Below are 22471 nucleotides of genomic sequence, written 5' to 3'. Positions count from 1 at the left end.
GGGGAGGGCGGTCGGATGAGCACGGCTCTTTGCCGTTTCGGCGAACGACCGATGCTCATCCGACTCAGATCACGCTACTTGGCGCAGTCGGACTTGCCGACATTGTCCCACTTCTTGAAGCCCCGGCCGGTCTTGGCCTGCAGACGGTCGTTGTAGCGCCGCAGCGCGATGTCGCCGGACTGGCCGGTGAGAACGTCACAGCGGCCGGCGAACACCTTCTCCACGCAAGACGGCCGTGTCGCATAGCCGAGTTCCTCCCAGCCCCCATCGACGAACCGGCGGCAGGCCACATAGTCGGCAGGCAGCTTCTGAGGCTCGACGGCGGGCACGGCGATCTCGACCGGCTCGGCCGCCTTGGCCGCTTCGGCGGCCGCGGCGATCTTGGCGGCTTCGGCCATCGCCAGACGATGCCGTTCGGCCTCATCGGTGCTGGCCTGCTCTGGCAAGTCCGGCTGATCGTTGGCCAACTGGAACCAGGCCATCTGCATCTTCCAGCCACGGGCCTGGGCCAATTGACCCAGACGGGCGGGGAAGTCCCGCGTCGGCCGTTCGATGGCGCCGGGACGCAGACCGATATCGAACGGCCCGTCGCCCTCGATCATCAGGACCCCCGCCAGGCCGGTGGCGTTCTGGCACATGGAGACCCGGTAGCGTCCGCCGCCGAGATCCTTATAGAGATCCGGATTGCGGGCGGCCAAGGCCGCGAACTGTTCGCGGTTGGTCGTGAACTGCTGGAGCCGGCCCGAAGGTTGTATGGCGACCAGGCTGAAGCCCCTGGACGGGTCGGGCGCGACATTGATCATCGATTGCGACCAGAGCCCCTTGGGGCAGCCCTGGATGCCGCGGTCGATCTCGAAGCGCGGCTGTTGGGCGACAAGGCTCGGAACGGCGCCGGCTTGGCCGCGGAACCGGTTGACCGTGTCCAGCAGCGGACAGGAGGCCTGGTCGGCGGGCAGGATCTCGGTCGTGTCGACCTGGAGCCCTGCCACGCCGGCGGCGCGCGCGGCGCTCGCCACCGCGCGGTTCGCGCCCGCCGGATCTCCAGCCGCGCCGGAAATCTTGATGCTGGCCGAGCCGTCGGCGTTCTGGCCGTGACTTAGGGTAAGCCAGGAGCAGGGAACGTTCGGCAGCGCCGCGGCGATCGCCTCGTCGGCCCGAGCGGCGGCCGGTGACGGCGCGCTGGGCGCCGTCGCCGACGGTGCAGGCAGGGCGGCTTTCTTCTGTGGTGAGAGTACGGCGAAGCCGATGCCGACCACGGCGACGGCCGCCACCAGGCCGATCGCCGTGATGGCTTTTCCCTTGGAAAAACCTCGCGCCGGCGGCTCCGGGCTCTGAGCTTTGCGCTCCTCCTCGTCCAGAAGTTTGGCCGGGGGCGTGGTCGGCTTGCCGGAAGGCCTATAGGCGACGTCCATCGCTGGCGGGATGGGGGATGCGGGCTCCTCCTCCTCATGCGCACGGCTCTGGTCGATACCATTGAGCGGCAGCGTCGCCTCCTGGGCCTTCGCCTCGGCCGCGCTTGGCGGCGGATCGGCGTCCGGAACTTCGGGAGGCCCTGCTTGGGGCGTAAAGATCGTGGCGCTGGCGGGGGCGATCTCTTCGTCCTGGGGCGGGGCGGAGATCAGTGGCGGAAGCGAAGAAGCCTTGTCGGCGGCAATCGGCGGAATGGTCGGCGCCCGCGACGGCGCCTGGTCTGCGGCTGGACGCGAGGCTTCGTCGCCGATCGACTCGTCCACCGACTCCACTGGCGAGTCCGGCAGGCTGGGCGCGAAGATCGTGCGTCCCTCAGGAGCGCTCTCGTCACTTGCGACGGCAGCCAGCGACGGCGGAGCGCTGTCTTCTCCGCGCGGCTCGGCGCTCTGCCAGGAGGGCGGTTCGGAGCCCAGGTGGATCACCGTCCGCTCGATCTCGGGGGCGTTGTCCCCGGGCCTCCCTTGACCGATGTCGGGGATCCACGACCGCGGCGAGGGCGCCTCGACCGGCACGTCCAGCGCATCCAGCGCCGTGATCACCTCGGCCATGGTCTGGGGGCGCCCACGAGGGTCGGGACTGAGCATCCGCGCGAACAGCGGCTGCAGCAGCGGCGGGACGGCGGTGATGTCGGCGCCCGCGCGGCGGCGGTCGATGGCCTCGACCAAGGTCGTGCCCATGTTCGGCGCCCGTCCGCCGGCCAGGGCCAGCACCACCAGGGCCAGGCTGTAGATGTCCGTCCACGGGCCGATGCGCCGGTCGAAGTCGCCGAACTGTTCCGGCGCGACATAGCCGAGCTTTCCGGCGAAGCCGTCGCCGACGACGGTCTGGGCGCCGATCTCCATGCTCTTGGCGATGCCGAAGTCGATAATCTTGGCGCGGCTGAGCACGCCGTCCGGTAGCAGGACGTTTTCGGGCGAGATGTCGCGGTGGATGGCGCCATGGCTGTGCGCCGCGTGCAGGCCCTCGGCCAGGCGACGGGTCAGCATGACCAGTTCGCCCGTGGTCGGCGATTGGCGGCCGATCAGGTTGGTCAGCGGCTCGCCGTCGATGAAGTCGGTGACGATGTACAGCAGGTCCTTGCGCGGTTCGCGCGCCAGGACGCGGTACTGCACCAGGGCCGGATGGGCCAGGCTGGTGAGGGTCTTGGCCTCCTTGCGGAATAGCGCCTGGACCTTGGGGTCGGCGGCCAGGTGCGGAAGGATGACCTTGACCGCCACCCGCTCCTCGGCGTTGACGTTGGCGCCTTCGTAGACCTCGCCCATGCCGCCCCGGGCGATGAAGCGCTTGATCTCGTAGATGCCGTTTAGAACGAAGCCGACGGGCAGGATGCCGCGCGGCTGCGCGGGCTTGCGTGGACCGCGCTTGCTCCAGGAGCCGGCGGGGGGGCTCGTGACGGACGCGACGTCTTCATCAGAGGGATCGTCGGGCATGCTCACTGGGGGCGTCTCTTTCCAACTCCGGCCACAACCTCGCCTCGGACGCGCGTCGGTTGCAAGCAGTTATGCGAGGCTTCGAGCATCAGGCCACGGCTTCCGCGATCGAGGGCGCTTGCGCCTGCGGTGACGCTTCGTTTCCTTCGAACGCGTAGGTGAAGGTGGAGTTCGCGACCCCCACCGTGATCCTGGCCACTTCCTCGCCGGCCATCTGGCGTTCCAGCAGGGCGATCGACAGTTCGGGCAGCATGGTGTTGGTCAGGATGGCGTCGATCATCCGGCCGCCCGAGGCGACCTCGGTGCAGCGCGAGACGATCAGGTCGACGACCGCCTGATCGTAGCTGAAGACGATGCCATGGTTCTCGGCGACGCGCTTCTTCACGCGGTCCAGCTGCAGGCGGACGATGCCCTGCAGCATGTCGGGCGACAGCGGATAGTAGGGCAGGACGATCAGCCGGCCGAGCAGGGCGGGCGGGAACACCTTCAGCAATTCGGGCCGCAGCGACTGGGCCAGGACCTCGGCCTCCGGCTTCATCTCCTCGTCCTCCGACATCGAGGCGATCAGGTCGGAACCGACATTCGAGGTCAGCAGGATCAGCGTGTTCTTGAAATCGATGTGACGCCCTTCGGAGTCGTCCATATAACCCTTGTCGAACACCTGGAAGAACATCTCGTGGACGTCCGGGTGGGCCTTCTCGACCTCGTCGAGCAGGACCACCGAATAGGGCCGGCGCCGCACGGCCTCGGTCAGAACGCCGCCCTGGCCGTACCCGACATAGCCGGCTGGCGCGCCCTTCAGGGTCGAGACGGTGTGGGCCTCCTGGAACTCGCTCATATTGATGACGATCAGGCTGTCGTCGCCGGAATAGAGCAGTTCGGACAGGGCGTGCGCCGTCTCGGTCTTGCCCACCCCGGACGGGCCGCACAGCATGAACACCCCGACCGGCTTGTTGGGATTGTCGAGCTTGGCGCGGCTGGTCTGGATGCGCTTGGCGACGGCGTCCATCGCATGATCCTGGCCAACCACGCGCTTCTTCAGCTGGTCGGCGATGGTGAGGACCGAGGCGATCTCGTCCTTGACCATGCGGCCGACGGGAATGCCGGTCCAGTCGCCGACCACGGCGGCGACGGCGTCGGCGTCGACCTCGCCGAACACCATCGGGTCGTCGCCATGGGCCTGGGCGACCGCCAGCAAGGCGGCGTCGAGCGCGGCCTTGAGCCCGGCCGTGTCGCTGGCCTCCGCCGATGCGGCGGCCGCGAGGGCCTGGCGGGCCTCGTAGGCCTTGGCGACGGCGTCCTTCTCGGCCGCCCACTTGGCTTCCACCGCATCGAGCGCGGCCTGCGCCTCCTCGATCGCCTCCTTCAGCTTTCCGATACGCTCCACGCCGGCGTATTGACCTTCGGCCTCGCGGGTGGCGACGCCGAGTTCGACATTCAGGAGTTCGACCCGGCGGCGACGGCTTTCGACCGGCGCGGGCGTCGCGTGCTGCGAGACGGCCACGCGGGCGCCGGCGGTGTCGAGCAGGCTGACGGCCTTGTCGGGGAGCTGCCGGGCCGGCACGTAGCGCTGGGACAGCTTGACGGCCGCTTCCACGGCCTCGTCGAGGATCACCACCTTGTGGTGCTGCTCCATGGCCGAGGCCACCGAACGCAGCATGGCGATCGCCACGCCAGTCTCCGGCTCCCCGACATTGACGGTCTGAAACCGCCGGGTAAGGGCAGGATCCTTTTCGAAGTACTGGCGATATTCCGACCAGGTGGTGGCGGCGATTGTGCGGAGCCGACCGCGCGCCAAGGCGGGCTTAAGCAGGTTGGCGGCGTCGCCGGTGCCGGCCTGGCCGCCGGCCCCGATCAAGGTGTGGGCTTCGTCGATGAACAAGATGATCGGCTTGGGCGAGGACTCGATCTCGTCGATCACCTGCCGCAGCCGCTTCTCGAACTCGCCCTTCACGCCGGCGCCGGCCTGCAGCAGCCCGATGTCCAGGGCGCGGAGCGTAACGTCCTTGAGCGCCGGCGGGACGTCGCCATCGACGATCCGGCGCGCCAATCCTTCGACGACCGCCGTCTTGCCCACCCCAGCCTCACCCGCGAGGATCGGGTTGTTCTGGCGTCGGCGCAGCAGGATGTCGATCACTTGGCGGATCTCGGCGTCGCGGCCGACGATCGGGTCGATCTCGCCAGCCCTGGCCCGCTCGGTGAGATCGACGGAATATTTGGCCAGCGTCTCGCCTGAGGCGCTGGCGAACGGGCCGCCTGCCGCGCCTGCCTGGTCGGGGGTCGCCTCAGCGGCGAGGGCTCCGCCCACTTCGGCTGAGTTCGCGACGATCTTGTCGAACTCGTCGCCCAGGGCGTCGGCCGAGACCTTGCGGAACTCAGGCGAGATCGCAAACAGCGCATTGCGCAGGATCGGGGTCTTGAGCATGCCGAAGACCAGGTGGCCGGTGCGCACACGGCTGGCCTGGAACATCAGCGACGCATAAAGCCAGCCCTTCTCGATGGCCTCCTCGATCTGGGGCGAGAAGTCCGAGATCGCCGTCGCGCCGCGCGGCAGGCCGTCCAGCGTGGCGACGACGTCGCGGGCCAGCTTGGTGTCGTCCAGGGCGAACCGGGTGCGGATCGCGGCCAGGTCGTTCTGCGGATCCTGCAGCAGGATATGGATCCAGTGCACCAGCTCGACATAGGGATTGCCGCGCATCTTGCAGAAACCGGTCGCGGTCTCGATGCTCTTCAGGCCCGTGGGGCTGAGGCGGCCGAACAGGGCGGAGCGGTTGATCTCGGTCATGCGGCATCTCTCTTGGCGGCGGCTCGAGCGACGCGACGCGAGCTCGGGCCAAGACGGGTCTCGGCGCGCGAGCCGCTGCCGGCCGGCGGATTGATCCAACTGGTCCAGCCCAGCCGGGCGCGGCCGTCCAGCGACGCAGGGCGGCGGGCGGCTTCGCTGGCTTCGATCTCGAGGTCCCATTCCAGATGGGACGGGGCGAAGGAATCCAGCGCCTCGGCCACGACCGCGAAGCGCGGGCCGCCCGGCAACAGGTTCTCGTAGTCGTGGAAGGTCTCGACCTTCACGGCGATGCGGAACGCGTCTGACACGGTGCTGGTGCGACGGCCGCAGACAGCGTCGCCGCCCAGCCGGCTGTAGGCTCCGCCCAGACGGGTCTGGTCCGCAGGCTCGATGTCGCGCCAGACCGGACGGTATTCCTTCAGCCGCACGGGGGCGCCCACCAGGTCGGCGACGGCGTCCTCGATGCCCGCCGCGCTACGCCGCGAGGCATAGAGGCCGGCATAGTAGAGGCGGGCCCGGGCCGGGAAGGCCGCGTCGTCAGGCACTCCCGCGGTCGCGCCGGTCAGGGCGCCCAGATAGCCGGCGAAGCGGTCGTCACCGGGCCGGTCGGCATTGGCCGCCGGATTGGACTCCGCCCAGGCGCGATAGAAGAACTGCAGCATGCGCCCAGCCAGCACGTCGAGGAAGTGCCCGAACGGACGGCCCTGGGCATAGCGGCGCTCGAAATGAGCGAACTCGCTGAGGTGCAGGGGCAGGGGCCCCATCGGCCCGGTCAACCCGAACCAGTAGCCCTCGACCTTGGCGCGCCCGCCCTTGACGGTGATCGTTTCCAGCGTGGAACCGGGAAAACCCAGCGCGGGGAGTTGGGCCAGGTCGACGAGGTTCTGCGACGGGAGGCGGGCGTCGCCGATGCGCGGCAGATCCGGCGCGCGCGCCTCCGCCGCGCGCAGCAGGCCAAACAGCCCGTACCGCCTCGCGTTCCCCGCCGCCTGGCGAAGAAACTCTAGATGTTGCGATGTTCGCCCATTCTCGGCGGCCATTGCGCGAAGGTTCCTTCCTGGGGGCTTTCAAAGATGCATTCGGTGAAGGCGTTGACGGTCGCGAACTCGCCGAGGAACCGCTCCAGAACGGCTGAGAACAGGAACATCCGACCGTTCTCGAACGGGGCGTCGTCCAGCTTGAGGCGCAGGCGCTGGCCGCGGGCGAAGGCGCTGCGTCCCCCGCCGCCCACCCGCCGGGTCACCGGTTCGGAGCGGATGGACAGCACGCCGTCGATCTGCCGCCGCAGGGCGGGATCGTCGATCCGTCCATAGAGGGCCAGGTGATCGCGCAACACCGACGGATCGTCGTCATCGCCCAAGGCGAATGAGGCGTAGTTCGGAGTCAGGTGACCGATGACCCGCCACGCCCCGTCGCTGATGCCCATCGGCGGTCGCGGCTTGGTCGGGGCGCGGACGATCGTCACGGCGCGCACGGGAACGCCGCTGATCCGAAAGTCCGTCGCACCGCCGGTGCGCAGCGTCTCGGCGAGCTCACGATTGGTGACCAGCGCACGGACGGCCAGTTCGTAGATCCCCTCCAGCCGCCTCGGCTCGCCCGGAGCGGCCAGGCTGATCCAGGTTTCCGTGCCCAGATAGTCGGTCCTGCGCCTCAGGCGCTGCTCCTTGGTTGACAGGCGCCGATGGCGCAGGCGGGTGACGTAGAACAGCGCCTCCGTCCAGTCGTAGAGCAGACTCCCGAAGGCGTGCAGCGGCGCGACCGGACGGGCGTCGCCATTCTTCTGCGAATGGGCGGTCACCTCCAGCGGGCGGAAGATCTCGAAATCCAGCGGCCGGGTGCGGTCGGCGATCAACTGGTGTTCGTGATCGAACTCGCTGATCGCTACACGATCGATCTGCTTCTCGAACAGATTGATCGCGGGTGTCGCGAAGAGCTTGAAGTTTGCGGGCGACACCGCGCCGGCCAAGGCCGTGGACGCGCGATCGAACAGGAAGACGACTTCGCATTCGGTGCGACACTTGCCGAAGGCCTGACCCAGTTCGCGCAGACGGACGAAGAGGAAGCGTTCCGGACAGGCGAAATATTCCGACAGCAGGCGATAGCCCCGGAAGGAGCGGCGCCCGGTCGGCAGCAGGGCGCAGTTCTCCTCGAAACCGTGCTGCTCGGCCGGGGGCAGCTTGATCCAGGCCGCTGTACCGGCCGCGGAGTCAACCGGCCGGGCCACCGCGGCCACGGCGTCGCCGATCAGCTGGCGGTAGAGCTCGCCGGGCACCACTTCCGAGCCGTCCAGATAGATCGGCAAGGCGTCGGGCGCCATCGCCGACAGCGCAACGCCGCCCAGGCCACTGAACTTCAGGCGCAGCCCGGCTTCGGCCCGCACGCCCGCCGCGCCGGCATAGGCGGAGACGGCCGCGCGGGTGGGCAGGTATTCGGCCTCCGTGATCTTCAAGGGCCAGAGGGTCACGTCCTGGCCGGTCCGGAAGATGACCGGCGTGGCGGCGTCGTCGCCGGAGGTGGCCGACATCTCGGTCAGGCGAGGGACGACGAACCCGGCGGCGATCGCCTGGTCGCTGTCCTGGGGTTCGAGCGTCACCACGCACATTGACGGGGTCGGCGCCAGGTAGTGGGGCTGGATGGCGTTGAGCAGATGCTGGGTGAAGTCGGGAAACTGGTCCTGCAGCTTCAGCTTCACGCGAGCGCCCAAAAAGGCCACGCCTTCCAGGAGCCGCTCGACATGGGGATCGGTGTCGGATGGAGCGTTGAGGCCCAGGCGTCCGGCGACCGTCTCGTACTCCTCGCCGAATTCACGTGCGGTTTCGCGAAGATAGAGCAGTTCTTCGTTGTAGGCCCTGAGGAGTCGAGGATCCATCCGCCTACTCCCGGAGGGTCGCCGAGCCCGTGTCGATCTCGACGTCTGTCTTGAACTCGACGGGCAGGGCCATGACGGCGCTGGTGACATCGGCCCGGATGACGAAGGTGACGGCGTTGGGCTTGGCGTCCTTGGCTGTGGCGGTGACGTCGAGGCGCTGCGGGTTGATGCGGGGCTCGAAGCGCCGGATGGCCTGCTTGATCTCGCGCGCCCGGTTCTCGACCGCCCGCCGCTGCAGCAGCTTGCCGGCCATGTCGGGCACGCCGTAGTTCAGGACCGAGGTCGCCACCTCGGGATAGGGCTTCAGGTTCTGGATCGCGCCGAATTGGGTGGTGTTGAGGATCCAGTTCAGCTCGCGCAGGACCGTGGCCCGCAGCGCGGCCTCGTTGAAGCGTTCGATCTTCAGGATCGGATAGAGCCGCCGCGTCGCCGCCCGGCTGACCTGGCCTTCGACCTTCGGATCGTCGCGGACGTCGTCGAAGTCGAGATCGGCGACGAGCTTATCGAACAGGGTCGGATTGATCCGGGCTGGCATGGCGTCAAGCGAACGCCAGATGGCGAAGCGCCAGGATTCCCACGTCTTCGCCGTTTCCCAGCGACCAGAGCTTTTGGCCGAGGCCTTCGGCGCCTCGAGATCCCTCGCGCCAGCCGGTCGCCCGGGCCAGCAGCAGATTGGCGTCCGTCGCGTCCTGAGTAGCGGGGTAGCGGACGGGCAGGATGGCCGCTACGCCCTGTCCGGTCTTGAATTCGATTTCCACGGGCAGCCAGACGAGGTCACGCAGATCCTGCGGCCCGTCGCTGGTGATCTTGCGCACGGCGTCGAAGGGGACGAGTCCCCAGCGCCCGTGGATGACGGCCTCGAAAGCCGGGCCAAAGCGTGGATCCGCGTCGGCGATCCAGTCGAAATCCTGATCGTTGAAGCGCCCGGGCGTATCGGGGGCGGCGTCGAAGGCCCGCAACCGGGCAGCCTCGGCGTCATCGATCCGCCCTTGCAGGCCCGCGCCGAGGGCAACGGCCAGGTCGCCGGCCCACGGGCTGGTATTGACCAGTAGGGCTGGTGGAACCTGTCCCGCAAAGGCCTTCTCGCGTTCGATTTCGGCGTCGATGGCCAGGTTGTAGGCGACCGCCAGCATCTGGGCTTCGGGAGACAGCTGGGTCAGCACCTTCAGCTGCGCCTTGGCCTTGTCCCATTCACCCAGGATGCAGAACAGCTGGAACAGAAACATGCGGCTGGGCTGATCGTCCGGCGCGCGCCTGACCCTTTCGACAAGGGCTTGGCGCGCGCCGTCCAGATCACCAGCGCGTAGGAGGTCGTCGGCGTTAGGCATTCTTTGCTTCTATGATTGGCCGAAGACCGGCGCGGCTCGCCTAGAACTTGGCGTTACCGGCGATGTCCCACTTGAAGTCGCCCGTGCCCGCGGCCTTGCCGGCCGAGCTCTGCTCCTTGTACGCAACCTCGACCTTGGCGAAGTTGATCGAGACGTTTTCCGTCAGGCGATCTTCGCCGCCGCTGCCGCCGGTCGACACCGAGCTGACGAGGCAGTCGGTCATGGTGATGGTGATATATTCCAGCGGGGTCTCGCCGGCCTTGCGGACCACCAGCGTCGCCTTGCTGATATGCTTGCCGTTGGCGGCGGCCAACATCAGCGGCGCCGACGACAGGTCGACATACTTGGTGAAGGACAGATCCTGGACGTTCACCTTGCCGGCGCCGGCGCCGCCGCCGACGTGGGCCGTGCCCGAGTTGGTCATGCCCCAGCTCCAGGCCAGGACATCGATTTCACCTTTGTGGCTGGAGTCCTTGGACTCACCACTGATGCCTTCAAGTTTCAGGAACATATCAACGGCCATAAGGCGTTCTCCTCACGAAAAATGATCTACTGACAGTTAGTTCGGGCCCTTGGGCAGGCGCGAAACCATACTGAGCGACACGTCCATCCCCTCGAGCTGGTAGTGCGGCACCATGCGGAAGACGCCGCGGTAGTAGCCCGGGTTCTCGGGGTCGGGGATGACATCCACCGAGGCGGATTTCAGGGGCTTGCGAGCCTTGTCTTCTTCAGTCGAGAAGTCGGGCTGCATGTCCACGTACTGCATGATCCACGACTGCAGGTCGCTGGCCAGAACCGGCGCCTCGCGGCTGCTGCCGATCCAGTCCCGTACCATGCACTTGAGGTAATGCGCGAAGCGGCAGCTGGCGAAGATGTAGGGCAGGCGCGCCGACAGGTTGGCGCTGGCGGTCGCGTCGGCGTCCTCGTAGGCCTTGGGAGCATGGAGGGTCTGGGCGCCGATGAAGGTGGCCTGGTCGGTGTTCTTGCGATGCACCAGGGCCATCAGCCCGGCCTTGGACAACTCGGCCTCGCGACGATCGGAAATGGCGATCTCCGTCGGGCACTTGGCGTCCATCGCCCCATCGTCGGTCGGGAACATCGCGGTCGGCAGGTCCTCGACGGTGCCGCCGGATTCCACGCCGCGAATGCGCGTACACCAGCCGTAGGTCTTGAAGGCCTCGGTGATCCGCACGCCCAGCGCGTAGGAGGCGTTCAGCCACAGATAGTTGTCGTGCTGGCCGCCCTCGGTGTCTTCCTCGAAGGCGAACTCCTCGACCGGCTCGCTATTGGCGCCGTAGAGCGGGCGCCCGAGGAAGCGCGGCAGGGTCAGCGCCATGTAGCGGCTGTCGTTTGAGGCGCGAAACGAGCGCCAGGCCATGTAGTCGGTGGCGTCGAACTGCTTGGCGATGTCGCGCGGATTAGCCAGCTCCTGCCAGCTTTCCATGCCGAGCAATTGCGAGTCCGCCGCCGCCACGAACGGGGCGTGCGCCGCCGCGCCGATCTTCGCCAGCCCCTTCATCACCTCGATGTCGGGCGCGGTGTGGTCGAAGGCGTAGTCGCAGATGAACGCGCCATAGGGCTGCCCGCCCAGCTGGCCGAACTCGGCCTCGTAGATCTTCTTGAAGAGGGGGCTCTGGTCCCAGGCTGCGTCGCGGAACTGCCGCAGCATCTTGCGGGTCTCGTCCTTGGAGACGTTCAGCACGCGGACCTTGAGGTCCTTGCCGGTCGGGGTGTTGCCGACGAGATACCAAAGCCCCCGCCAGGCGGATTCCAGAGTCTGGAAGTCCTTGTGGTGGATGATCTTGTTGACCTGTTCGGTCAGCTTGCGGTCGATCGCGGCCTTCAGGGCGTCCACGGTTGAAAAGACGTCGGCGCCGATGATCTGGGTGTCCTCGAGCGCCTGCTGCGCCAAGGTCTTCACAGCCTCTTCGATCCGCGCCTGCTTGGCGTCGGTATTGGGCTTGAATTCCCTTTGCAGCAGCGACGCGAAATCGTCGACGGTGACGGTTTCCGTGGCGGGGGCGCCAGTCTGCTGAAGCGTTTCTTGCGCCATCAAGGTCTCCCAACGGGCAGGGTAGGGGAAATCATTCTAGATCTACTGGAGATTGTCTAGGCGTTGTCGGCGGGCGGCTTGGCGGCCGCGAGCGCCTTCATCAACTCGGGGTCTTTCAGAACCTTATCGAGCAGGTCTTGAGCGCCGTCCTTGCCGTCCATGTACAGCATCAGGTCGTTCAACTGCTGCCGCGCCTCCAGCAACTTCGCCAGGGCGGGCACGTTCTTGGCGACTTGGCCTGGCGAGAAATCTTCCATCGACTTGAAGGTCAGATCGACGCCGATCTTACCGTCTCCGGTCAATGTGTTGTCGACCGTGAAAGCGGCGCGTGGCGCAATCGCTTCCATCTTCTGTTCGAAATTGTCCATGTCGAATTCGACAAAGTCGCGCTTGTCGAGCGGCTTCTTCTCGACATTCGATTTTCCAGACAGGTCGGACATAACTCCGACCACGAACGGAATTTCGATCTTCTGGCGGGAACCAAAAGTCTCCACTTCGTATTCAATGTGAACACGAGGAGCGCGATTCTCCTTGATGAAACGCTGTCCACCTTTGTTCGACGCCATGGTCATCCACCCGCAATTAGACGTTATATGTCGCTAATAAACTTCGCCATCATAGGTCTATATCATGGCGATGTTCAACCGATAGCTCAAGCTTGTTCGCGATGTTTTCGTGATTGCAGAACGTTGCGAGCTTCTTCGACGCTCCCTGGCGCGATGTCTTCAAGAATCGCCATGAAATCCAACCCAACCCATTCACGCGCACGCTGTAGCAACGTCAGGATCGGGTGCCCCGGTTCCCTGCGCCGGTAGTAGTCGCTCAGCGCCTCAAGGGCGCGGACGACGTCGTCCCGGGTCTCGATCCTCGCGCCCAGGGTGGGCGACGAGTTCAAGAAGCTTGGCGATGCAACGTCCGGTTCCGCCGATGGTTCCCCACTTTCTGACGTCTCGGTCTTTTTTCCGAACGCCTGCACCGCGCGTCGCATCTGACCGAGCGCGTCGTAGGTCGCCCGAAAGTTCGTGGAGCCGCCCTCGTCGGCGTTGGCGGTGAGCACCATGTCCACGCGACGCAGGCTGTCTTCAATTGCGTTCAGCCGCTGGACGATCACATCAAGGTCGTCCTGACTCACATCCTCCAGCGCGGCCCGGAACATTCCGTAGCCTTCCTCTGTTTCGCCTCCCAAGCGGAAGCGTTCGAAGTGGTCGATGGAATAGTCACCGAGGCGAGGATGGCGGATCAATGTGATCCTGCGCAGGGGTTGGATGAACTGCGACGCTCCGGTCAGGGAATCGCAAGGACCCTTGCGCCCTTGGAACCCATAGTCCTCCAATCGCGGATGCAGGCTGGGCCAGTAGGCCTCCAGAAGGCCCGCCAGATATTTCGCACCGGCCTCGACAGTTTCCAGGTCCCCCGCCCGGGCTCCGGCGCGGCAGAGATAGATGGGCAGCCAGATGTCCTTGGTGCGCGCGCTTTGCTCGACGATTTTGGCGATGATCGCGCGCCAGTCGATGTCGGAAGCTTGAGCCTCGACCCCGGACGCGTCGATCGAGACCTCCGTCTCGAAGGCTTGTTCGATTTCATAGCGCTGCGGGTCGTAGGCGAGGTCCGGGCCGGTCGGGTCGTCGTCGGAAACCGGCGCCAACAGTCGACTCGGATCAAGCGCCATGTTCTCGTTCGCCTCAACGTTGATATCGCGCCCGAGCCGTTTGTCGCCGAACCTGCGCAGGCAGGCGGTTGGGGCGGGCGCGGAGTGTGGCCCAAGAAATCGTTTTGGCAAGTCTGTCTGGTTGAGATGTTGAAATTGATCGCTACACCTATGCACAGCGGGCCGCGGGCCGTAGGTTTCAGGCGCAGTAACGGGAGCGATTAATGGATCGGCAGGCTACGATATCTGTCGCTCTTGGTACGGCTAAGCTTAACCTTGAGCGCTTCGAGTCGATCGAGCGCTTGAGCGAGCCGTTTGTGATTGTTGTAGAAGGGTTTTCTGCCGACGAGGTCGATTTTCTGCCGCACCTTGGAAAGCCGGTTTCCCTGGACGCTGGCGATGAGATGGACCACGTCCGCTACTTCCATGGGTTGTTGACCGAAGCGGCCTTGATCAAGGTCGATATCAACGGCGCCCACTACCGGCTCACCCTCAGGCCATGGCTGTCACTCCTGGACCAGAACCGAAACTATCGGATCTTCCAGGACAAGAGCGTCGTCGACATCGTCAAGCAGGTGTTCTCCGACGCCGGCATGAAGGACGTCGAGTTCGACCGGCTGACCGGCAGTTACAAACCGCGGGAATATTGCGTTCAGTACAAGGAAAGTGACTTCAATTTCGTCTCGCGCCTGTTCGAGGACGAGGGCATCTACTACTATTTCCGGCACGAGGAAGCGGCTCACAAGCTGGTCCTTTGTGACGGAAAATCGGCTCACAAGCCCGAGCCGGGCTACGAGAGCATCCGCTTCCTTCCGGTCTCCGGCGACGAAACGAGCACGCCCGACACCCTCTCGGAATGGAACGAACGGATCAGCTCGGTCAGCCAGGCCAGCGTGACCCTGCGCAGCTTCGACTTCACCAAGCCGCAGAATCCGGTCGAGGCCGTCAGCCAGGGCGCTGGCCAGCACCCGGGCGACGCGCTCGAGGTGTACGAATATCTCGGCGACTTTACCGACAAGAGCGAGGGCGAAACGCGGGGGCAGGCTCGTCTGGCCGCGAGTCGCGCGCCGCGACGGCTCTACAGCGGGGGCGGCGACGTCTTGGGTCTGGCCTGCGGCGGCCTCTTCACCCTGACAGAAGCTGGGGTCGATCGCTTCAACCAGGAATACCTGATCATCGGCCTCAACCATGTCGTCGAGGCCGAGAGCCATCGCAGCGGCGACGATCGTCAGGCCAGGCGCGTCAACGTGGTGGCGATCCCTAGCGACACGCTGTTCCGGCCGCCGCTCGTCGCCGAAAAGCCCATCTCAAGCGGCGTCGAGACCGCCACGGTGACCGGGCCGGCCGGCGAGGTCGTCTATGTCGACGAATGGGGACGCGTGAAGGTGCGCTTCCACTGGGATCGCTCGCCCGATCAGCCAGGCAAGACCTCGTGCTGGATGCGCGTTTCGCACCACGCCGCAGGCGAGGGCTTTGGCAATGTCGACCTGCCACGGGTGGGCCAGGAGGTCATCGTCGACTTTCTGAACGGCGATCCGGATCGCCCGATCATCACCGGGCGGGTCTATAACGGCCAGCGCAAGCACGCCTACGACTTGCCGGCCCAAAAGACCCGGTCGTTGTGGCGTACCCAGACGATCGGGCGGCTGGGCGACTATGCCGGGGCCGAGAAAACCCCGCCGCCCAACAGCCTGGGCTTCAATGAGATCCGTCTTGAGGACAAGGGCGGCTCGGAAGAGATCTACATCCACGCCCAGCGCGAGATGGTGCGCGACGTGCTGCTGGACGACACCCTGACCGTCCAGCGCGACCGCGCCACCCGGGTGGGGCGCGATCGCAAGACGGCGGTCAAGCGGCATGAAGCCACCACCATCGAGACCGGCGACGAAACCCACGAGGTCAGCAAGGGCAAGCGCACGACGACAATCGAGCTTGACGATGGAACCACCGTGCGCTCTGGCAACTATAGCGTGAAGGTGAACAAGGGGACGGTGACGATCGAAGCCGCGCAAAGCATCACGCTGAAGGTCGGCTCAAGCTTGATTGTGATGGATCCCTCCAGCATTACGCTGAGCGCCCAGACGGTCACCAGCCACGCGCGCGGCGTCAACACCGTGAGCGCGCCGCAGGTCGAAGTGCACGGAGACGGCATGACGACGATCACGGGCGGCGCCGTGAAGATCAATTAGGATCGCGTATGAGACGCTGGAAACAGGTTAAGTGGGCCGAAGCGGGCCAAGTCTCCGCAATTCTCGGATGGCCCAAGTCGAACCACGACGCCGATCCACCCGAGACGGTCTTCGACCGCCTGATCGAGGAAGGACGTGAAGACGATGCGGCCCTGTTCCTCGGCCAGGCCTTGCCTCGCTTCGAAGCCGTGGCCTGGGCGGCCCGGGCCGTCCAGGAGCTGTCCTTGACCCCGAGCGCTCAGGACGCCGAGGCGCTCAAGGCGACCCTTCTATGGCTGCAGGACCCGAGCGACGGTCGGCGCCGGGCGGCGTTCGCGATCGCTGAGCAGTCCCGTGGGGCCAGCCCCCAGAGGCAGTGCGCCTTGGCGGTGTTCTTTTCGGGCGGCTCGATCGCGCCGGTGGATGTCGAACCCGTTTTGCCGCCCAAGGACACGGTCGGCGCCTTCGCCGCGGGAGCGGTGCTCACCGCTGCGACACAGAGCGGACGCCATCTGGAGAGCCTTCGTTCGGCGCTCGCGCTCGGCGACGCGATCGCCAGCGGCCGAGAAACCGCACACCCATGACCCTTGTGCTGACCATCAAGGCGCTGGATCGTCTCGACAACGGAGAGACGGCGCGCCTGAAGCTCGACCGCCATGGCGCGCGCATCGGACGCTCGCCCCACATGGATTGGTGCCTGCCGGATCCGCGCAGCTATATTTCCTCCGCCCATTGCGAGATCCACTACCGTGATGGGGCTTACGTGCTGGTCGATCGAAGCACCAACGGCACCTTTGTGAACCGGTCGGCATCACGGCTGACGACGCCGCATCAGATCGTCGATGGCGACGTGATCCTGATCGGCCACTACGAAATCGAGGCCCGGCTGGAGCAGGGCAGGGGCTCTGGCGCTGAAGAGTCCGCGCCGGCCGCCGCCTGGAGCGGCTGGGACAGCCACGGCGCCCGCGAGGTGGCGGATGACCCGGCGCGCTGGGATCAACCGGCGCCACGGGCTGCCATCACGGGCCAGGGTTCCGTCTCGGGCGCCTGGGCGCCGCCGCGCATGGACGTCGCCCCCCAGCCCGCCTCGGCCTGGGCTCCAGCTCGTTCGGAAGCGCCGCCGCCTTCGGCCTGGTCCAGCGATCCGCCGACCCAGGCCATGCCCTCGGCGGTGGACGTATGGGGGCAACTGGCGGCCACCAACGAGGTCGACTGGGCCCGCGGCTTCGGCGGCCCCGCCACGCCGGCGTTCGAGGCGCCGCCCTTGGCCTCGCCTTCCACGGCGCCTTGGGGCCAGACCCCCGCGCCGCCGCCGCCGCCGGAGCCGGCGCGAAAGCCGCGATCGACGCCCACGGCCGGCGACGGCGCCGAATGGCGCGCTTTCCTGCACGGCGCCGGACTCCGCTCCGAGGATTTCAGCAGTTCACCCCTGGAAGTGCTGTCGGCGGCAGGCGGCGTCCTGCGACGCCTGCTGGGCGGCATGGTCGTGATGATGGAGGCGAGGGCCAGAGCGAAGGCCCAGCTTGGGGCGCAGAACACCAGCCTGGAGTTTGACGGCAACAATCCGCTGAAGTTCACGCGATCGGCCGACAAGGCGATGGCGCAGATGCTTAATCGACCCGATCGTGGCTTCATGCCGGCCGACCTGGCCGTGGAGGACGCCTTCCGAGACCTGCAGGCCCACCAGCTAGCCACCTTGACGGCGATGCAGGGCGCGTTGGCCGCCACGCTCGATCGCTTCTCTCCCTCGGCGATCCGGGGCCGGGCGGAGCACCGGGGGCTGCTGGCCAAGATCGTACCTGGCGCGCGGGCGGCGGCGCTCTGGCAAGCTTATGAACGGGAGTTCGAGGGTGTCACCCGGGGCTCCGACGAAGCCTTCATGGAGGTCTTCGCCAAGGAGTTCCGTGACGCTTACGAACGCATCGCCGCCGACATGAAGGCCAAGCGGCGGCCCTAGACCACTGCGCTTGGCGGCCGCTGGGCGGATCAGGACAGAGCGAGCAGCGTGGTCTCGTCGCAATTGACCACGGCCACGCTGACATTGTCGGGGGCGCCGCGCTCCAAGCAGATCTTCACCAGTTCGTCGGCGGCGGCGGCTGGATTGCCCTGGGCCAGAATCGTTGCCAGTTCGGCGTCTGGGATCGTCCGGGTAAGGCCGTCGCTGCACACCAGGAAGACGTCCCCAACCTTGGCTTCGTCAGAGACCGCATCCAGTTCAAGTCGGGGCGCAACGCCCACCGCGCGCGACAGCACATGCGACATGGGGTGGTTTTCGGCCTCTTCGGCCGTCAACCGACCCGAGGTCACCATGTCCTGAACCTGTGAATGGTCGACTGTCAGCTGGTAGAGCTGACCGTCACGCAGCAGGTAGCAACGGCTGTCGCCGGCCCACAGCACCACGAAACGTCGGTCGCGCAGAAGTAGGGCCACGACCGTGGAACCCATGGGCTGTCCGACCGACTTGGTCCAGATGCGCTCGTTGGCCTCGTGCACCGCCGCGGCGACCGCCGAAGCGGCGTCGTCGAAGTCGGCGGGCAGGACTGCGGCCTCCAGGGTCGCGGTGATGGTCTTGGACGACCACTGCCCGTTGGCGTGACCGCCCATGCCGTCGGCGACCGCCCAGAGGCCCTGGTCCGGACGCGCCAGCACTTGGTCCTCGTTGTCGCGCCGCACCTTCCCGGGATGGGTCAGGGTGGCGTCGTGAAATCGCAAACTCCCGTCATCCATGGACAGCTCCTATGTCGTCAGAACCTGGGTCATCAGGTCGGCGGGTGGCTGGCTGGCAATCAGATCGAACGGTGAGTCCGGCAACCAGAAGCGGCCTTGCGCTTCTGCTCCGCCCTCTGATTCCACAGTTTGAAAGATAATTTGCGCGCTGGCCACCATCGCGTCGATGTTCGCGGCGTCTTCGAAGGCGCGATGGATTTCGTCTTCGGCCGCCGCGGCGATGCGTTCGGCGGATCGCGCTGAAAGAGCCTCGGTCGTGCGGCCGCCAAGGACGATAATGAAGCGTCGCCCCGCCGAGTCGATCGAGGACGCCAGCGTTCCGGTTCGCCAGCCGTCGCCGAAGGGCCCGGGCCCAAACGAGAAGCGCAACGGCGGCGCGGCGTCGTGCCGAGCTTCGAAATCCGGACCCAGGACAGTCCGCGCCTGCGCCAATCCGGCGCTCGCCCAGGCGTCCCAGGCGTCGCGGTCCGGGCCGGAAAGGCCGCGGGCGACGAAATCGCCGTGGGTCGGCAACTTGCCGAAAGCGAAGGCCTGCGGCGCGGTCAAAGCTTGGCTGGGCATCGGAATGACCACAGGCCGCCGCGACCGAACGGATTTTTGTCGGACGGCAGATTGACCTTGAGCGTGAAATACTGGGCGCCCTGGCCGAAGGTGGCCTTGATCGCGTTCGGACCAGCGTTTTCCTTTTGGGCGGCGTCCATCAGGCGGAAGAGCGCCCATACCCCCTGGGCGTCGTAGCGCCGCACTTCCTTGGCGCCGGCATAGAGGACGAGATGGGCTTCGGGCAGGCCCGAGATCGCCCACATCACGGGCTTGGCGCCAACGCTGTTGGGCTCGAAGCGATAGGTCGCGCCGCCGGCGGAGAATTCGGCGGCGGTGACCGCCCCGCCGAAGCCTGCGGCCTCGACGCGGATTGGCAGGCCGGAGGTGAGCAGGTCGCGGACCTGAGCCGCCTTCTGGAACTGCTCGGCGCTGGCCGGGTCGAAGGCCGACGCCACCGGGTCGTCCGAACGCCAGCGCCAGACCGGACCGGAGGTCAGCAGCAAGGGCTGCAGGCGATCGCGCATCATGCTGTCGAACTGGCCGTTGAGACCCAGAACCCGCATCATGTCCGCCGCCGTCGCGTCGTTCTGCGCCGCGCCATAGAATGGATAGCGGTTGTCGCTAACGCTGCGGCAGGCGCCCGCAAGGTTTGTCGCATACTCCTGTCCGATGGCGTTCTGGGCCGAGGACACCACGGCGCCCCGGCCGCTCTGGGTCGCCTGAGCGACGAAGCCCTGGAGCTGAGGCGGGGCCACGACGCTGGTGGTGGCGACCTGTCCCAGCGCCGACGCCAGTTCGCCCTGCGCCGCGACGCCGCCCAACCCGCCGCCGGCGATCCCGGCGGCCATGTTGGCCGAGGCGGCCTGCTTCACCGCCGCCAGGAACTCGTCGATCGGCGCGGCGCCCTTGCCGTCGCCGACATAGGTCGCGAGCGGCCGGAAGTAGTCGGTGATGGTCTTGCCGGCGTCGACGCCGCCGGAGTCCAGCACCGCTCCGCTCACGACGCGCGCGGCGGTCTTCAGCTTGCTGGGGGCCCGGATCGCCGGCGGCTTGCCGAAGGTGGTGTTCTTGCGGACCTCCAGCAGCAGCACCTTCAGCGGTGACGGTGTGCGGGTGAAGGCGCCCAGGGCGGCGGGATTGGTGAAGTAGTCGGCCGGCTTCAGGCCCTGGACCACGCCGTCCCAGGCCGCGATGTATTCCTTGGCGTAGAGCGCCGCGACGCCCGGCTTGACCTGGGCGATCTGGCCGCGGATCGCCGCCTTGTCGGCGTCCTGACCCATGACCCACAGATCCTTTTCAAGGTCGGAGGCCACGGTCTGCAGCCCGGGCTGATAGGCTCGCTCGAAGCCAGCGCGCGTAAAGAAGTAGGGCACGCTGGCATCCAGGACCGCGTCGCCGTTCATAAAGGCCTGGCGATCGCCGCTCGCCAGGACGCTGTCGGCGCGCCAGTCGGGCTGGTCGGTCGCGGCCGCCTTCTGGCGAAGGATCGCATAGGCGCGATCGGCCAGGGACAGGGTCTGCACCGCCGCCCGCGTCGACTCGATCAGCGCCCCGTCCAGCGGCGCCTCGCGCCCCGGCCACACACGGCCCAGCTGCGGATCGGCGAGCAGGACGTCCAGGTGCTTGGCCAGCTCCTCGCGCACCTCGGCGCGATCCGCGCCCGGCAGGGCGTTCTCGGCCCAATCGTCGGTCACCCACGCCTTGACGGTTTTCGGATCCAGGGGCCCCTGGCCGCCCAGCATCAGATAGACCTTGAGCGGCTCGTAGACCTTCAGCGGCTCTTGGGCGTGATCCTGCATGTAGCGTTCCAGCCGCAGCAGGATGCGGGGCAGGAGGATGCGCTGGAGCGCTTCCCGATAGGCCTGGTCGGCGGCCTTGGCGTGGCCGCCCTGGAACAAGCCGAACCGCATCAGCAGGGGCGGCCCGCCCTTGGCCTGGTCGACATGGCCGCGCGGCAGGTCGCGCAGGGCCCGGATCAACGATAGCGCCTGTTCCAGGTCGGGATCGCCTTCGCGCACCTCCACCAGGTCGACACCCGTCTCGCGCACCTCGGCGCTGACGTTCTGAGCGCCGACCAGGAGCTGGTCCTGCAACGCCCTGTTTCTCGTGAAGCTGACACCCCAGAGCAGAGCAATGAGCAGCGACAGGACAGCGATGCCGGACACACCGGCGATCAGCGCCGTTCGACGGCGGGCGCGCGCCGCCGGATCGCTCTGGACGAGCCCTGCCTCGGCGAAGATCACGTCCTTGAGCAACCGGTTGAGGAAATAGGCTCTGCCGCCTTGGCCAGCCAGCCCAGAACGCGGAATTGCAGGGGCGTCGTAGACGGCGGCCACGTCCCCGAGGATCCGGTCCAGTGGAGCGCCTTCCTGGACGCCGCTGGTCAGATAGAAGCCCCGGAACAGCGGCCGCATATCCTGTTCAGCCAGCAGGGCGCCGTCCAGGAAACGGCTTAGCCTGGCGCGCAGCGACGCCACCTGCGACGGGAAGCCCAAAATCAGGCTGCGGCGATGTGGATCGGTTTCTTCCTGCAGGCGCTTGGCGACCCGGTCCGCCAAGGCCTGGACCACGGCGTCGAACTCGGCCAACACGACGTCGAGGCTGGTCGGAGCTTCCAACGGCAGGGTCGCACCAAGAATGGCGCGGCGCCCCTCGACATCGAGGTCGTCGAAGAATTCGCCAAAGCCAGCCAACAGGTCGGCCTTGGTGAACAGCACATAGACCGGCGCTGAAACCTCGAGCGCGCGCCGCAGTTCGAGCAGGCGGCGACGCACCGCGGCCGCGTGGTCGTCCAGCCCCGCTCGATCGGTGTTGAGAAGTTCGTCCAGGCCGATCGCCACCAGGACCCCGTTGATCGGCTGCAAGGGGCGGGTGCGGCGTAGCAGCTTGAGGAAGCTGTCCCAGCCCTTGTGGTCGACAGAGGCGTCGGAGGTCTGGGTGGTGTATCGGCCGGCGGTGTCGATCAGCACGGCGTCGTCAGCGAACCAGAAGTCGAGATTGCGGGTTCCACCGACGCCCTTGAGCGCCGCGTCCGAGAACGGAAACTGGACGCCGGACTTCAGCAGCGCAGTCGTCTTGCCCGCGCCGGGGGGACCGATGATCACGTACCAGGGGCGAGCATAGAGGTAGTCGCGCTTGTCGCCTGTCGCCGTCTTCAGCTTGGCCAAGGCCGAACGCATGCGCCCCGTCAGCGCCTCCGCCTCGACGTCGCCTGGCGACGGGGCCGCCAACTGCCTGGCGATCTCGGCGGCGGCTCTGCGGGCCTTGAGGACCCGCAGCGTGGCGAAAACGCCCCACACAGCGGCGACGAGGAGGGCGAGCAGGGTCTTGACCCACCACGGCCTCAGGAACGGCGCGACCAGCGGAAGAACAAGGACCAACAGCACCGCGACCAGGACCGCCGCGAGGCCGGTGAGCAGCCACCAGTTCAGGAAGAAGCGCTTCATCGTG

16 protein-coding genes are annotated in these 22471 nt (G+C 66.8%); 3 read left to right on the top strand and 13 right to left on the bottom strand.

Features of this window, described 5'->3' with window-relative positions:
• Window positions 1-74: 74 nt before the first annotated feature.
• From G3M57_RS13850 to G3M57_RS13805, 10 genes are all read right to left on the bottom strand, one after another.
• A complete protein-coding gene (locus tag G3M57_RS13850) occupies window positions 75-2900 on the bottom strand; it encodes a serine/threonine protein kinase (protein ID WP_163231201.1) in 2826 nt (941 codons plus the stop codon).
• Between the two features lie 88 nt (window positions 2901-2988).
• Window positions 2989-5685 (bottom strand): type VI secretion system ATPase TssH, encoded by a 2697-nt coding sequence (gene tssH, locus G3M57_RS13845; protein WP_163231199.1) that lies wholly within the window; start codon window positions 5683-5685, stop codon window positions 2989-2991.
• Entirely contained in the window at window positions 5682-6725 is a 1044-nt protein-coding gene (gene tssG, locus G3M57_RS13840) for a type VI secretion system baseplate subunit TssG (RefSeq protein ID WP_230983724.1), read from the bottom strand. Before tssG ends, tssH begins: the two co-directional genes overlap by 4 nt.
• Window positions 6689-8554 carry a type VI secretion system baseplate subunit TssF gene (gene tssF / locus G3M57_RS13835; protein WP_163231197.1) on the bottom strand — a complete coding sequence of 622 codons (1866 nt, stop codon included), beginning with the start codon at window positions 8552-8554 and terminating at the stop codon, window positions 6689-6691. The genes tssG and tssF overlap by 37 nt, the downstream gene beginning before the upstream one ends.
• 4 nt (window positions 8555-8558) lie before the next feature.
• Complete coding sequence (gene tssE / locus G3M57_RS13830; protein ID WP_056750350.1) at window positions 8559-9089, bottom strand: type VI secretion system baseplate subunit TssE; 531 nt, start codon at window positions 9087-9089, stop codon at window positions 8559-8561.
• 4 nt (window positions 9090-9093) lie between these two features.
• The gene (locus G3M57_RS13825) at window positions 9094-9882 is read right to left on the bottom strand and encodes a type VI secretion system accessory protein TagJ (protein WP_163231195.1); all 789 of its coding nucleotides are present in this window, start codon (window positions 9880-9882) and stop codon (window positions 9094-9096) included.
• 40 nt (window positions 9883-9922) lie between these two features.
• Window positions 9923-10405, bottom strand: coding sequence for an Hcp family type VI secretion system effector (locus G3M57_RS13820; protein WP_056750356.1), 483 nt, complete (start codon window positions 10403-10405; stop codon window positions 9923-9925).
• Between the two features lie 36 nt (window positions 10406-10441).
• Window positions 10442-11935, bottom strand: coding sequence for a type VI secretion system contractile sheath large subunit (gene tssC, locus G3M57_RS13815; protein WP_163231193.1), 1494 nt, complete (start codon window positions 11933-11935; stop codon window positions 10442-10444).
• Between the two features lie 56 nt (window positions 11936-11991).
• A complete protein-coding gene (gene tssB / locus G3M57_RS13810) occupies window positions 11992-12501 on the bottom strand; it encodes a type VI secretion system contractile sheath small subunit (protein ID WP_028041015.1) in 510 nt (169 codons plus the stop codon).
• An 86-nt stretch (window positions 12502-12587) separates the two neighbouring features.
• The gene (locus G3M57_RS13805; RefSeq protein ID WP_163231191.1) at window positions 12588-13604 is read right to left on the bottom strand and encodes a type VI secretion system protein TssA; all 1017 of its coding nucleotides are present in this window, start codon (window positions 13602-13604) and stop codon (window positions 12588-12590) included.
• Window positions 13605-13807: 203 nt separating this feature from the next.
• Here G3M57_RS13805 and G3M57_RS13800 point away from each other — a divergent pair, with 203 nt between their 5' ends.
• Genes G3M57_RS13800 through tagH form a run of 3 tightly spaced genes read left to right on the top strand, consistent with a single transcriptional unit; the run spans window position 13808 to window position 17708 of the window.
• Window positions 13808-15772, top strand: a complete 1965-nt coding sequence (locus G3M57_RS13800) for a type VI secretion system Vgr family protein (protein ID WP_082564394.1) — start codon at window positions 13808-13810, stop codon at window positions 15770-15772.
• Window positions 15773-15780: 8 nt separating this feature from the next.
• Window positions 15781-16335: a DUF6931 family protein gene (locus tag G3M57_RS13795; RefSeq protein WP_056750368.1), complete on the top strand. Its 555-nt coding sequence runs from the start codon at window positions 15781-15783 to the stop codon at window positions 16333-16335.
• Complete coding sequence (tagH, locus tag G3M57_RS13790; protein ID WP_163231189.1) at window positions 16332-17708, top strand: type VI secretion system-associated FHA domain protein TagH; 1377 nt, start codon at window positions 16332-16334, stop codon at window positions 17706-17708. Before G3M57_RS13795 ends, tagH begins: the two co-directional genes overlap by 4 nt.
• A 29-nt stretch (window positions 17709-17737) precedes the next feature.
• Here tagH and G3M57_RS13785 read toward each other — a convergent pair whose 3' ends face one another.
• The 3 genes from G3M57_RS13785 to tssM are packed head-to-tail and all read right to left on the bottom strand — an operon-like array spanning window position 17738 to window position 22467.
• Window positions 17738-18478, bottom strand: a complete 741-nt coding sequence (locus G3M57_RS13785) for a PP2C family protein-serine/threonine phosphatase (RefSeq protein WP_056750373.1) — start codon at window positions 18476-18478, stop codon at window positions 17738-17740.
• Window positions 18479-18487: 9 nt separating this feature from the next.
• A complete protein-coding gene (gene tagF, locus G3M57_RS13780) occupies window positions 18488-19039 on the bottom strand; it encodes a type VI secretion system-associated protein TagF (protein ID WP_163231187.1) in 552 nt (183 codons plus the stop codon).
• A complete protein-coding gene (tssM, locus tag G3M57_RS13775; RefSeq protein ID WP_163231185.1) occupies window positions 19021-22467 on the bottom strand; it encodes a type VI secretion system membrane subunit TssM in 3447 nt (1148 codons plus the stop codon). The genes tagF and tssM overlap by 19 nt, the downstream gene beginning before the upstream one ends.
• Window positions 22468-22471: the final 4 nt, after the last annotated feature.

Source organism: Caulobacter rhizosphaerae (assembly GCF_010977555.1).
Classification (GTDB): Bacteria; Pseudomonadota; Alphaproteobacteria; order Caulobacterales; family Caulobacteraceae; genus Caulobacter; species Caulobacter rhizosphaerae.
The sequence above is the reverse complement of the archived record's forward strand: the minus strand, read 5'-3'. Positions and strand labels throughout refer to the sequence as shown.

What these genes read in the sequence shown, in the direction of transcription:
- G3M57_RS13850 (WP_163231201.1), bottom strand. Translation starts at nt 2,900, where the DNA reads ATGCCCGACGATCCCTCTGATGAAGACGTCGCGTCCGTCACGAGCCCC.
- tssH (WP_163231199.1), bottom strand. Translation starts at nt 5,685, where the DNA reads ATGACCGAGATCAACCGCTCCGCCCTGTTCGGCCGCCTCAGCCCCACG.
- tssG (WP_230983724.1), bottom strand. Translation starts at nt 6,725, where the DNA reads ATGGCCGCCGAGAATGGGCGAACATCGCAACATCTAGAGTTTCTTCGC.
- tssF (WP_163231197.1), bottom strand. Translation starts at nt 8,554, where the DNA reads ATGGATCCTCGACTCCTCAGGGCCTACAACGAAGAACTGCTCTATCTT.
- tssE (WP_056750350.1), bottom strand. Translation starts at nt 9,089, where the DNA reads ATGCCAGCCCGGATCAATCCGACCCTGTTCGATAAGCTCGTCGCCGAT.
- G3M57_RS13825 (WP_163231195.1), bottom strand. Translation starts at nt 9,882, where the DNA reads ATGCCTAACGCCGACGACCTCCTACGCGCTGGTGATCTGGACGGCGCG.
- G3M57_RS13820 (WP_056750356.1), bottom strand. Translation starts at nt 10,405, where the DNA reads ATGGCCGTTGATATGTTCCTGAAACTTGAAGGCATCAGTGGTGAGTCC.
- tssC (WP_163231193.1), bottom strand. Translation starts at nt 11,935, where the DNA reads ATGGCGCAAGAAACGCTTCAGCAGACTGGCGCCCCCGCCACGGAAACC.
- tssB (WP_028041015.1), bottom strand. Translation starts at nt 12,501, where the DNA reads ATGGCGTCGAACAAAGGTGGACAGCGTTTCATCAAGGAGAATCGCGCT.
- G3M57_RS13805 (WP_163231191.1), bottom strand. Translation starts at nt 13,604, where the DNA reads ATGGCGCTTGATCCGAGTCGACTGTTGGCGCCGGTTTCCGACGACGAC.
- G3M57_RS13800 (WP_082564394.1), top strand. Translation starts at nt 13,808, where the DNA reads ATGGATCGGCAGGCTACGATATCTGTCGCTCTTGGTACGGCTAAGCTT.
- G3M57_RS13795 (WP_056750368.1), top strand. Translation starts at nt 15,781, where the DNA reads ATGAGACGCTGGAAACAGGTTAAGTGGGCCGAAGCGGGCCAAGTCTCC.
- tagH (WP_163231189.1), top strand. Translation starts at nt 16,332, where the DNA reads ATGACCCTTGTGCTGACCATCAAGGCGCTGGATCGTCTCGACAACGGA.
- G3M57_RS13785 (WP_056750373.1), bottom strand. Translation starts at nt 18,478, where the DNA reads ATGGATGACGGGAGTTTGCGATTTCACGACGCCACCCTGACCCATCCC.
- tagF (WP_163231187.1), bottom strand. Translation starts at nt 19,039, where the DNA reads ATGCCCAGCCAAGCTTTGACCGCGCCGCAGGCCTTCGCTTTCGGCAAG.
- tssM (WP_163231185.1), bottom strand. Translation starts at nt 22,467, where the DNA reads ATGAAGCGCTTCTTCCTGAACTGGTGGCTGCTCACCGGCCTCGCGGCG.